General features: G+C 70.2%; 13 protein-coding genes. 8 read left to right on the top strand and 5 right to left on the bottom strand.

What is annotated here, in order from left to right:
- The 7 genes from FV229_RS12410 to FV229_RS12380 all read left to right on the top strand — a co-directional run.
- Positions 1 to 2230 (top strand): TIGR02302 family protein (locus FV229_RS12410; RefSeq protein WP_147752276.1); only part of this gene is annotated, 2230 nt, incomplete at its 5' end.
- Between the two features lie 190 nt (positions 2231 to 2420).
- Positions 2421 to 2606, top strand: coding sequence for a twin transmembrane helix small protein (locus FV229_RS12405; protein WP_147752275.1), 186 nt, complete (start codon positions 2421 to 2423; stop codon positions 2604 to 2606).
- A gap of 123 nt (positions 2607 to 2729) precedes the next feature.
- Positions 2730 to 3362, top strand: a complete 633-nt coding sequence (locus FV229_RS12400) for an acyloxyacyl hydrolase (protein ID WP_147752274.1) — start codon at positions 2730 to 2732, stop codon at positions 3360 to 3362.
- Between the two features lie 21 nt (positions 3363 to 3383).
- A complete protein-coding gene (locus FV229_RS12395) occupies positions 3384 to 3956 on the top strand; it encodes a cob(I)yrinic acid a,c-diamide adenosyltransferase (protein WP_147752273.1) in 573 nt (190 codons plus the stop codon).
- 222 nt (positions 3957 to 4178) lie between these two features.
- A complete protein-coding gene (locus FV229_RS12390) occupies positions 4179 to 4928 on the top strand; it encodes an electron transfer flavoprotein subunit beta/FixA family protein (protein ID WP_147752272.1) in 750 nt (249 codons plus the stop codon).
- 67 nt (positions 4929 to 4995) lie between these two features.
- The gene (locus tag FV229_RS12385) at positions 4996 to 5949 is read left to right on the top strand and encodes an FAD-binding protein (RefSeq protein WP_147752271.1); all 954 of its coding nucleotides are present in this window, start codon (positions 4996 to 4998) and stop codon (positions 5947 to 5949) included.
- A 224-nt stretch (positions 5950 to 6173) separates the two neighbouring features.
- Positions 6174 to 7055 carry a 3-hydroxybutyryl-CoA dehydrogenase gene (locus FV229_RS12380; RefSeq protein WP_147752270.1) on the top strand — a complete coding sequence of 294 codons (882 nt, stop codon included), beginning with the start codon at positions 6174 to 6176 and terminating at the stop codon, positions 7053 to 7055.
- Between the two features lie 25 nt (positions 7056 to 7080).
- On the opposite strand, the gene FV229_RS12375 is transcribed toward FV229_RS12380, so the two are convergent.
- The 5 genes from FV229_RS12375 to FV229_RS12355 form a co-directional block, all read right to left on the bottom strand.
- Positions 7081 to 7386: a hypothetical protein gene (locus FV229_RS12375; RefSeq protein WP_147752269.1), complete on the bottom strand. Its 306-nt coding sequence runs from the start codon at positions 7384 to 7386 to the stop codon at positions 7081 to 7083.
- 122 nt (positions 7387 to 7508) lie between these two features.
- On the bottom strand, positions 7509 to 8516 hold the full coding sequence (locus tag FV229_RS12370) for an NAD(P)H-quinone oxidoreductase (protein ID WP_147752268.1): 1008 nt from the start codon (positions 8514 to 8516) through the stop codon (positions 7509 to 7511).
- Positions 8517 to 8584: 68 nt separating this feature from the next.
- Positions 8585 to 9220 carry a uracil phosphoribosyltransferase gene (upp, locus tag FV229_RS12365; protein WP_147752267.1) on the bottom strand — a complete coding sequence of 212 codons (636 nt, stop codon included), beginning with the start codon at positions 9218 to 9220 and terminating at the stop codon, positions 8585 to 8587.
- Between the two features lie 123 nt (positions 9221 to 9343).
- On the bottom strand, positions 9344 to 9814 hold the full coding sequence (locus tag FV229_RS12360) for a DUF2852 domain-containing protein (protein ID WP_147752266.1): 471 nt from the start codon (positions 9812 to 9814) through the stop codon (positions 9344 to 9346).
- 57 nt (positions 9815 to 9871) lie between these two features.
- The gene (locus FV229_RS12355) at positions 9872 to 10519 is read right to left on the bottom strand and encodes a TetR/AcrR family transcriptional regulator (RefSeq protein WP_147752265.1); all 648 of its coding nucleotides are present in this window, start codon (positions 10517 to 10519) and stop codon (positions 9872 to 9874) included.
- A 257-nt stretch (positions 10520 to 10776) separates the two neighbouring features.
- Here FV229_RS12355 and FV229_RS12350 point away from each other — a divergent pair, with 257 nt between their 5' ends.
- The gene (locus tag FV229_RS12350) at positions 10777 to 11076 is read left to right on the top strand and encodes a hypothetical protein (protein WP_147752264.1); all 300 of its coding nucleotides are present in this window, start codon (positions 10777 to 10779) and stop codon (positions 11074 to 11076) included.
- Positions 11077 to 11156 lie beyond the last annotated feature (80 nt).

Genomic DNA, 11156 nt, shown 5'->3' with positions numbered 1-11156 from the left:
TGCCCGGGCGCGGCTGCGCGTCGGCCTGCCGCGCCCGGGCATGCCGCGCCACGACCCGTTGGCCCTGCGCGCCGGCCTCGTGGTCGCGGCGGTGGCGAGCCTGTTCGTCGCCGGCCCGGAATGGCGCGAGCGCCTCGGCAGTGCGTTCGACTGGCGCGAAGCCGCGTCCGCCGGGCCGAGCTACCGCATCGACGCCTGGATCGACCCGCCGCTCTACACCCGGCTGCCGCCGCTGGCGGTCGCCATGTCCGGGGGCGAGCAGCGCCTGCGCGTGCCGGTGAACTCGCAGCTGATCGTGCGCATCGCGGGCGAAAGTCCGGCGCAGACGGTGCTGACGCCGGATGCCGGCCTCAAGGCCGTGCCCGGCAAGGAGCCGCGGCCGGACCTGCGCGAGGACCGGTTCCAAATCGTCGGCCCGAGCGCCGCGCTGACCATCGCGGCGCCGGGCCAGACCCAGCGCCTGGTGGTCGAGGCGATCCCCGACCTGCCGCCGGAGGTCCACGCCGTCGGCGGGCCCGAGGTGAACGGGCGCGGCACCTTCAACCTCAGCTACCGCGCCAAGGACGATTACGGCATCGCCTCGGCCGAAGGGGTCGTCGAGCCGATCGAGGGCACGCGCTCGCTGGCGCCGCCGCCGCGGATCGCCCTGGCGCTGCCCGGCGACGCCAACGGCGAGACCGACACCAAGACGCTCGTCGACCTCACCGACAACCCCTGGTCCGGCGCGCGGGTGCGCTTCACGTACCTCGTCAAGGACGAGGCCGGCCAGGAAGGCCGGACGCCGGCGACCGAGATGGTGCTGCCGGCCCGTCCGTTCCGCGATCCCCTGGCGCGGGCGCTGGCAGAAGAGCGCCGCCGCCTGGTCGTGACGCCGGACGAGGGCCGCGTCCGAGTGCAGATGGCGCTCGACGCCCTGCTTGTCGCACCGGACCTGTTCACGCCGCAGCCGGGCGTGTTCCTCGGCCTGAAGACCGCGGCGCGCCGCCTGCGCGCAGCCGGGAACGACGCCGCCCTCACCGAGGTGGCGGACCTGCTTTGGGAGATGGCTCTCAAGATCGAAGACGGCGACCTCTCGGACACCGAGAAGAAGCTTCGACAGGCTCAGGACCGGCTCAAGGAGGCGATCGACAAGAACGCGCCCGACGACGACATCAAGCGCCTGACGCAGGACCTGAAGCAGGCGCTCGACAAGTTCATGAAGGAGCTTGCCGAGAAGCAAAGCAAGCAGCCGCGCGAGCAGGGTTCGCGCGACAAGCAGGGCCAGCCGTCGAAGTCGGTGACGCCGGACGACCTCGACAAGATGCTCAAGGACATGGCCGAGGCGATGAAGCGCGGCGACACCGCCGAGGCGCAGCGCCTGATGGAGCAGCTGCGCAACATCCTCGAGAACCTGCAGAGCGCCGAGCAGGGCGGCAAGTCCGATCCGACCGCCCGCGAGATGCAGAAGCAGATGAAGGAGCTCGACCAGATGGCCCGCGAGCAGCAGGGCCTGCGCGACGAGACCTTCAAGGAAGGCCAGGAGAAGCCCGGCCCCGAGCAGGGCCAGCGGCCGCCGAACCGCAGCCAGCAGGGGCAGAAGCCCGGCCAGCGGGGGCAGCAGAGCCCCGGCCAGCAGGGCCAAAGTCAACAGGGGCAAAGTCAACAGGGGCAAGGCCAACAGGGCCAAGGGGAGCCGGGTCAACAGGGACAGCAGCAGGGCAAGGGCCAGCAGAAGGGCCAGCAGGGCGGCGTCGGCGAACGCCAGCAGGCCCTGCGCGAGCGCCTGCAGGACCTGCAGAACCGCATGAAGGAGAACGGCATGAAGGGCGAGGAAGGCCTGTCCGATGCCGAGGATGCCATGCGCGAGGCCGAGAACGCGCTGAAGGACGGGCAAGAGGGCGACGCCGTCGACGCGCAGGGCCGTGCGCTGGACGGGCTCAAGCGCGGCGCCGACGGCATGCAGCAACAGATGCAAGAATCGGCCGAAGCCGAGGGCGAAGGCCAGGGCGACAAGCCCGACGGCCAGCAGCCGGGCCAGCAGGGCCAGGCCGGCGCCAAGGACGACGACCCGCTCGGCCGCCCGACCCGCGGGCGCGACATGAGCGACGGCCGCGTGCGCGTGCCGACGGCCGACGAATCCGCGGTCCAGCGGGCGCGCCGGATCATGGAGGAGCTGCGGCGCAAGCTCGGCGACCCGACGCGTCCGCAGGAAGAACTCGACTACTTCGAGCGGCTGCTGCGCCGGAACTGATGGCACGCCGCCGACCGTCCTGCGCGGCCCGTCATTCCGGGGCGCCGCAGGCGAGCCCGGAATGACGGCTCTGGAGGCGTCTCTGTGCTGGCGGGGGAGCCCGTCCTGGCGCCAGCGGCGCTTCGCCCCTGCCGCCGCCGCCGCGAAGCCTCTATAAGCGGCGCCGAACGCACTGCGAGATCCCCCCACCATGTCCGGCAACACCGTCGTCCTCGTCGCCTGCCTCGCGGTGGCCGTCATCCTCCTCCTCGGCCTCGCCAACATGATGCGTGGCGGCGACGCGAACCTGTCGCAGCGCCTGATGCGGCTGCGCGTGCTGCTGCAGTTCGTGGCGATCCTGGTGATCATGGGCGTGGCTTGGTGGCGCTCCGCCTGAGGGCGCGCGACTGTGACCGGCGGGCCGCACCGGTCGGCATTCCACCCCGGCGCGGATGAAACGGCGATCCGGGCGCAGCCAAGCATGCTAGGGATTCCGGGTTCAATCCGGATCCGTCCCCGCATGAAGCCCACCTTCCACCGTCTCGTCGCCGGCGCGCTGGCCCTCGCGATCGCCTCGCCCGTCGCGGCGGCCGATCTCGGGTACGCGCCGCGGCCCGCGGCCTACGCGCCGCCGGTGCAGCCCCTCAGCATCGTCTCCGAGGTTCGGATCGGTGGCTCGGTGCAGGATCCCGGCAGCGCCGAGGGCAAGCTTCCCGGCTTCGAGAAGCAGAACGTCAACGGCGAAATCCTATTCACGAAGCCGCTGGTGAGCGCCGACCCGTTCTGGCAGGCCTTCGTGCCGCGCGCGACCGTGGGCGGCAGCTACAACACCGGCGGCCGGACCAGCTACGCCTACCTCGGCGCCACCTGGTCGGTGGACCTGTTCCCCGAGACCTTCGACCGGCGCGTCTTCATCGACGGCTTCTTCGGCGGCGCCGCGCATAACGGCTATACCGGCCCGAAGGCGCTCGCCCCCTACGGCTTCAACTCGCTCGGCTGCTCGCCGCTGTTCCGCGAGGCGGCGGCGCTGGGCTTCCGCATCACCGAGCATTGGAGCGTGATGGCGACCGTCGAGCACATGTCGAACGCCGGCCTGTGCGGCGAGAATCGCGGCCTGACGAACTTCGGCGGCAAGCTCGGCTACACCTTCTGATCTGAAAGCGTCGGCGGACCCGTGGTCACCCTCAATCGCATCTACACACGGACCGGTGACAAGGGCACCACGGCGCTCGCCGACGGGCAGCGCCGCTCGAAGGCGGACCTGCGGGTCGAGACCTACGGCACCGTCGACGAGACCAACGCCTGCGTCGGGCTCGCCCGCCAGCACGCCGAGCCGCGCCTCGACGCGATGCTCGGCGCGATCCAGAACGACCTGTTCGACCTCGGCGCCGACCTCGCGACGCCGCCGAGCGACACGCCCCCGGCCTACGAGCCGCTGCGGATCGTGGCCTCGCAGGTCGCCCGGCTCGAAGCCGACATCGACGCGCTGAACGCCAACATCGCGCCGCTCAAGTCCTTCGTGCTGCCCGGCGGCTCCCCGGCGGCCGCCGCCCTCCACCTCGCCCGCACCGTCAGCCGCCGCGCCGAGCGGCTCGCGGTCGCGCTCGCGGCGACCGAGGGTGAGATCGTCTCCGCGGAAGCGCTCAAGTACCTCAACCGCCTTTCGGATTTCCTGTTCGTGGCGAGCCGCGCCGCCAACTCGGACGGCGTCGATGACGTGCTCTGGGTGCCGGGCAAGAACCGGTAGCTAGCACCGGTTGCAATGAGCCGGGCCGCACGCGCCCATCTCCGTACCGTAGAAGCGAACGCCCTTCGTCGGCCGGCCGCGGCTTTTCGAAAGCGCGGGCGCGCGCCGCGTTGACAAGGCGGAAATGTGGCCGTTACGGTCCGCGCCCTGTGCGAGCGGCCGATCGCGGCGCTCCGGTTTCCACCGATCAAAACAATCCGAACGCGGAGGAAGTAGACCGCCATGAAGGTTCTGGTGCCCGTCAAGCGGGTCGTCGATTACAACGTCAAGATTCGCGTCAAGGCCGACGGCTCGGGGGTCGAACTCGCCAACGTGAAGATGTCGATGAACCCCTTCGACGAGATCGCGGTCGAGGAAGCGATTCGCCTGAAGGAGAAGGGCAAGGTCACCGAGATCGTGGCCGTGTCGATCGGGCCGCAGCAGGCCCAGGAGACGCTGCGCACCGCGCTCGCCATGGGTGCCGACCGTGCGATCCTGGTGAAGACCGATACGGTCTGCGAGCCCCTCGCGGTGGCCAAGATCCTGAAGGCGATCGTCGAGAAGGAGAGCCCAGAGCTGGTGATCCTCGGCAAGCAGGCGATCGACGACGATTCCAACCAGACCGGCCAGATGCTCGCGGCTTTGCTCGGCTGGCCGCAGGGCACCTTCGCCTTCAAGATCGAGGCGGGCGAAGGCAGCCTCGACGTGACCCGCGAGGTCGACGGCGGCCTGCAGACGGTGTCGCTCAAGCTGCCGGCGATCGTGACGACGGACCTGCGTCTCAACGAGCCGCGCTACGCCTCGCTGCCCAACATCATGAAGGCGAAGAAGAAGCCGCTGGAGGAGATGTCGCCCGACGCACTGGGCATCGACGTCACCCCGAAGCTCAAGGTGCTCAAGACCACCGAGCCGCCGGGCCGCTCGGCCGGCGTCAAGGTCGGCTCGGCCGCCGAGCTCGTGCAGAAGCTCAAGACCGAGGCCAACGTCATCTAGTCCCGACTGCGCGCGCTCCCGCTCCCGGTCGAGCGCGCGCCCCATCCGAGATCAGAGGTTTGAACCGATGACCACCCTCCTCCTCGTCGAGTACGGCCAGTCCGAGATCAAGGACGGCACCCTGAAGGCGCTCACCGCCGCCAAGGAACTCGGCGCCCCCATCCACGCCCTCGTCGTCGGCGCCGGGAGCAAGGGCGCCGCCGACGCGGCCGCCAAGCTCGACGGCGTCGACAAGGTGCTGCTCGCCGACGACGCAGCCTACGACCACGACATGGCCGAGCCAGTGGCAGCCCTGATCGTCGCCATCGCCGAGCCCTACGACGCGATCGTCTGCTCGGCGACCACCACCGGCAAGAACATCCTGCCACGCGTGGCCGCCCTCCTCGACGTGGCGCAGATCTCCGACATCATGAAGGTGATCTCGCCCGACACGTTCGAGCGCCCGATCTACGCCGGCAACGCGATCCAGACGGTCCAGGCCGGCGCCGGCAAGAAGGTCATCACCGTCCGCACCGCCGCCTTCAAGGCGACCGGTGAGGGCGGCGCCGCGGCGCCGGTCGAGGCGGTCACGGCGGCGGCGCCCGCCGCCGGCGGCTCGACCTTCAAGGGCGAGGAGATCGCCAAGTCCGACCGGCCGGAGCTGGCCGCCGCCAAGAGCATCGTCTCCGGCGGGCGCTCGCTCGGCTCGGCCGACAAGTTCAAGGAGCTGATCGAGCCGCTGGCCGACACGCTCGGCGCCGCCGTCGGCGCCTCGCGCGCGGCCGTCGACGCCGGCTACGCCCCGAACGACTGGCAGGTCGGCCAGACCGGCAAGGTGGTGGCGCCCGACCTCTACGTCGCGGTCGGCATCTCCGGCGCGATTCAGCACCTGGCCGGCATGAAGGACTCGAAGGTCATCGTCGCGATCAACAAGGACGAGGACGCCCCGATCTTCCAGGTGGCGGATTACGGCCTCGTCGGCGACCTGTTCCAGATCGTGCCGGAGTTGCAGGCCGAGATCGGCAAAGCCAAAGGCAACTGAGGCGAGGCTTCAGTTCTCTGTCCCGATCCGTGCGATGACGGATCGGGGCGTCCCGTCGAACCTGTCGCGTCTTAAGTAGCGCGACGGGTTCCACCGGGGCCGGTGAAGGCGCTAAAAGATCTGCTGCGCAGTCCGTGCTGCTTTCGCGGTGGATCGGGGACCGTGCAGCGCAGGAAAGCTCGGCAGCCGCTCCGGTTGTGGGCGTCGGGGGCATGGATCGACAGATGGGCATCGATATCAAGCGGGTCGGCATCATCGGTGCCGGGCAGATGGGGAGCGGCATCGCCCACGTTTGCGCTGCGGCCGGCCTCGACGTTCTGCTGAACGACCGCGATCCCGATCGGCTCAACGCGGGGCTCGCCAACATCGACGGCACCCTCGCCCGCCAGGTCTCGAAGGGCACGATCGACGAGAGCCACCGCCGCGAGGTGCGCGAGCGCATCGTCGCCGCGCGCAGCTACGACGACCTCGGTCCCTGCGACCTCGTTATCGAGGCCGCCACCGAGCACGAGGCGACCAAGCGCCAGATCTTCTCGACCCTGTGCCCGTCGCTGCGCCCGGATGCGCTGATCGCGACCAACACCTCGTCGATCTCGATCACGCGGCTCGCCGCCTCGACCGATCGGCCGGAGCGCTTCATCGGCATCCACTTCATGAACCCGGTGCCGGTGATGCAGCTCGTCGAGCTGATCCGCGGCATCGCGACGGAGGACCCGACCTACGAGTCGGCCAAGGCCTTCATCGCCAAGCTCGGCAAGACCTCGACGATGTCGGAGGACTTCCCGGCCTTCATCGTCAACCGCATCCTTCTGCCGATGATCAACGAGGCAATCTACACGCTCTACGAGGGCGTGGGGTCGGTGGAGTCGATCGACACCGCCATGCGGCTCGGCGCGAACCACCCGATGGGCCCGCTGCAGCTCGCCGACTTCATCGGCCTCGATACCTGCCTCTCGGTGATGCAGGTGCTCTACGAGGGGCTGGCGGATTCGAAGTACCGGCCCTGCCCGCTCCTGGTGAAGTACGTCGAGGCCGGCTGGCTCGGCCGCAAGGTCAAGCGCGGCTTCTACGATTATCGCGGCGAAACGCCGGTCCCGACCCGCTGAGCGCGGGCCGGGCTGCGCATAGCGCTTACTTAGGCTGGTTGCCGTTCGCGCTCGGCTGGGCCGGCTGCGGGTAGGTCGGGTTGCCGGCCGGCACGCCGCTCGTGTTGCTCGAGGACGGCGCGTTGTTCGAGCCCGTCACCGACCCGGTGACCTCCTTGCGCGACGCGTCCTGGCTCTGGCTGGCGTAGTCCTTCGGCGCGTTGGCGCCGTTCCAGGTCAGCAGGCCGATCGTGGCCACGGCGAGCAGCACGAGGCTGCCGACCAGCACCCAGAGCATCGACTTGCCGCGCTCGCCCTGGCGTGCGTTCTGATTGGGAACCTGCTCGACCATTCTCACACCTCACCGATACGCCGTAAGGGCGTCGCCGCGCGCCGAAGGCCGGCACGCGTTCTCGACCCGGCAAACGCCGGGCCTTCGCCGGGGGTTCCTGTGATGGCCGCCGCCGACCGCCCTCAGCGGCCGGTGACGAGCAGGATCTTGCCGAGGTGGGCGCTCGATTCCATCAGCTCGTGCGCCTTCTGCGCCTCCTCGAACGGGAAGGTCGCGTGGATCACCGGGCGGATGCGGCCGGCATCGAGCTCCGGCCACACGTCGCGGCGCAGGCCGTCGGCGATGCCCGCCTTCTCGGCGCTCGGCCGCGGCCGAAGCGTCGCGCCGGTGAAGGTCAGACGCTTGATCATGATCGGCGTGATGTTGAGGGTCTCGACCTTGTTGCCGCCCATCAGCGCGATGAGCACGAGGCGCCCCTCGATCGCGAGCGAGGCGAGGTTCTTGGCGAGGTAGCTCGCGCCGATCATGTCGAGGATCACATCGACGCCCTTGCCGTCGGTGAGGCGCTGGATCTCCTCGGCGAAATCCGCCTCGCGGTAGTTGATCGCGGCGTCCGCACCGAGCTTTTCGCAGAAGGCGCACTTCTCGGCCGAGCCGGCGGTGGCGAACACGCGCGCGCCCATGTGCTTGGCGATCTGGATCGCGGTCGAGCCGATGCCGCTCGATCCGCCGTGGACCAGGAAGGTCTCGCCGGATGTGAGCCGGCCGCGCTGCACGACGTTGGAATAGACCGTGAAGAACGTCTCCGGGATGCCGCCGGCGTCGACGAGCGACAGCGCCTTGGGCTTCGGCAGGCAATGGCCGGCCTCGGCGACGGCGAACTCGGCGTAGCCGCCGCTGATCACCAAGGCGCAGACCTCGTCGCCGAGCGACAGCCCGGAGACGCCCTCGCCGAGGGCGGCGATGCGGCCGGCGACTTCCAGGCCCGGCACGGCGGTGGCGCCCTTCGGCGGCGGATACTTGCCGCCGCGCTGCATCACGTCGGGACGGTTGACGCCGGCCGACACCACCTCGATCAGCACCTGACCCGGACCGGCCTTCGGCAGCGGCACCGTCTCGGTGCCGATCACCTCGGGGCCGCCGAAGCCGTTGAAGCAGACCTGGCGCATGGTCTCGGGCAGCGTCGTCATCGGGCGGTCTCCTCCAAGGGGCTCGCCCCTAGTTGCCGCCATGCGCCCCGTTGGCAAGCCCGCCGGCTTCAGCGCGTGCCGTACATCCGGTCGCCGGCGTCGCCCAAGCCCGGCACGATGTAGCTGTGGTCGTTGAGGTGGCTGTCGATCGCTGCCGTCCAGATCGGCACGTCGGGATGGGCGGCCTGGAGCCGGGCGACGCCCTCGGGGGCTGCGAGCAGGCAGACGAAGCGCAGGTCCTGCGCGCCGCGCGCCTTCAGGCGCGTCAGTGCGGCGATGGCGGAGTTCGCGGTCGCCAGCATCGGGTCGAGCACCAGCACCGTGCGGTCGGCGAGGTCCGAGGGCGCCTTGAAGTAGTACTCGATCGCCTCCAGCGTCTCCGGGTCGCGATAAAGCCCGACATGGGCGACGCGGGCCGAGGGCAGCAGCGACAGCATGCCGTCGAGGAAGCCGACGCCGGCCCGCAGGATCGGGGCGAGCACCAGCTTCTTGCCCTGGATCTGCCGCCCCTCCATCACCTGGATCGGCGTCTCGATCGTCACGGGTTCCAGCGGCAGGTCGCGCGTCACCTCGTAGGCGAGCAGCATCCCGATTTCGTTCAGCAGGTTGCGGAAGCCCTGCGTCGAGCGGTTCTTGTCGCGCAGCAGCGTGAGCTTGTGCTGGACGAGGGGGTGTTCGACCACCGTGACCGTTGCCTGGCTCATCGTGTCCTCCCGTCGCACCCGCCTCCGCTTTGCCGAAGGGCGCGCGCCGGCGCAACGCGAGGACGACGAAAAAGGGCCTCCCGCTCGCGCGGAAGGCCCTCGATCCACCAACCCGGCGACGCCTCAGGCGTTGAAGGTCTTGCCCTCGCCGTCGGCCCGGCGCTTGGCCATGAAGGCGTCGAACTGGTCGCGGTCCTTGGCCCGCTTCAGCTCCTCGACGAACTCGGCGAAGGCGCGGCTCTCCTCCTGCAGGGCGCGGCGCTGGGCGTCGAGCCGGTCGAGCTCGGCCTTGCGGTACTCCTCGAAGGCCCAGTTGCCTGTGGCGCCGCGGCGGTTGGATGCGTCGAACGAGCGGGCGAAGCGCGAAGCCCTGGCGGTGCCGCCCTCCCAGCCCGCGGCGCCGCGCTTGGCGTAGTCGCGCAGCTCCCCGAGCGCCGGATAGCCGGCGACCTTCCACGCCACGAGGGCGAGGCCGACGGGCCACCAGTAGATGAAGCTGACGACGATGGCGCCGATCTCGATCGAGCGGCGCGGGAACGGACCACAACGGCTGACCTTGCCGCCCGCCCAGGGAGAGGAAGAGGATGTACTCACGGTAAGGCTCCGCTGTTCATGTGAACAGCGTTAACATGCGGGTGCGTCCGATCGCTTTCAAGGGGCGGGTACGGCGCCGGCCGATGGCTTTCCGGCGCCGGCACCGTGGACGAGGGCGAGGACGCCGGCGCGCAGCAATTCGTAGGTGTCGGGAATGCCCGGCCCCTTCGGCAGGTGGCCGGCGGCGGCGAGGGTCGCGAGCCCGTGGGACAGCGCCCAGACCTCCAGCGCGATGAAGCGCGGGGCGACCCCGCCGAACCCGTCCGGAAATGTCGATTGCAGCGCTTCCACAAGCAGGTCGAACGGGCTCGGACGCGGGCCGGCTTCGTTCGGCACGTTGACGCCGCGGGTCTCGAAGATCGCCGCGTAGTAGCCGGGCTCCTCTTCGGCGAAGGCGAGGTAGGCCTCGCCCATCCGCGTGAACCGTTCCAGCGGCGTACCGCGCGCGGTGAGCGCGCGCGCCAGCCGTTCGGCGAGCTCGGCGAAGCCGCGGCCGGCGAGCTCTTCGAGCAGCGCCTCGCGCCCACGGAAATGCCGGTAGAGCGCGGCCGGGGTGACGCCGACGAGGCGCGCCGCGTCGACCAGGGTGAAGCCGCCGATGCCGCGCTCGGCGATGAACCGGCGCGCCGCCTCGATCAGCGCCTCTTTCAGGTTGCCGTGGTGGTAGCCGCGTCGATCAGCGGGTCCGTCGCGCCAGGGTCGCACCGGGTACTCCTCACCTGCAGCCCCGGACACGGGCGCGCGACGTTTACGAGCGAACGTCGCGTTTGTTTCGGCGCAGGCGCGAGCTTACCAGAAAATGGTCGCGGCCCGACAGCGTTCGGTCTACCGGTAGACGATCCGTCGCCGGCTGAGGCTTGGTGGACAAGGGTGATGCAACAGTGTTTCATCGCCTGCGCCGCAACCAGCAAGGCGCCCGCGCCGCCACGCGACCGCAGGAAAAGATCCGGGGATTCGAGAGCATGGCCTTCGTCAGCCTGAAGGCGTGGCGCGCCCGCTCCGCCGAGCAGGCGCAGCTCGCCAAGCGCGTGAAAGCCGCCTGCACGGTGGCGCTCAGCCTCGGCGAAGGCGACGCGATCACCGTCAACGAAATCGCCTGCGCAGACCCCGGCTGCCCCGACATCGAGACCGTCGTGCTGGTGATGCGGGCCGGCGAGCCGACGCGGGCCATCCGCATCCGCGCACCGATGGAGGCGGTCGGCGCGGCGGAGCTGCTGCAGCTCTCCGCGGACGAGCGGGCGCTGCGGGAAGCCGCGCCGTGACGGCCCGGGCGCTGCCTCGGCCTCGCTCGCGACCGGGCGATCCGCGCCGCGCCGACCCGCTGCGCACTATAACTTGACCA

It is taken from the genome of Methylobacterium sp. WL120, from assembly GCF_008039465.1.
Taxonomy (GTDB): Bacteria; Pseudomonadota; Alphaproteobacteria; order Rhizobiales; family Beijerinckiaceae; genus Methylobacterium; species Methylobacterium cerastii.
Note: the sequence above shows the minus strand (reverse complement) of the source record. Positions and strands in the feature narration are given on the sequence as shown.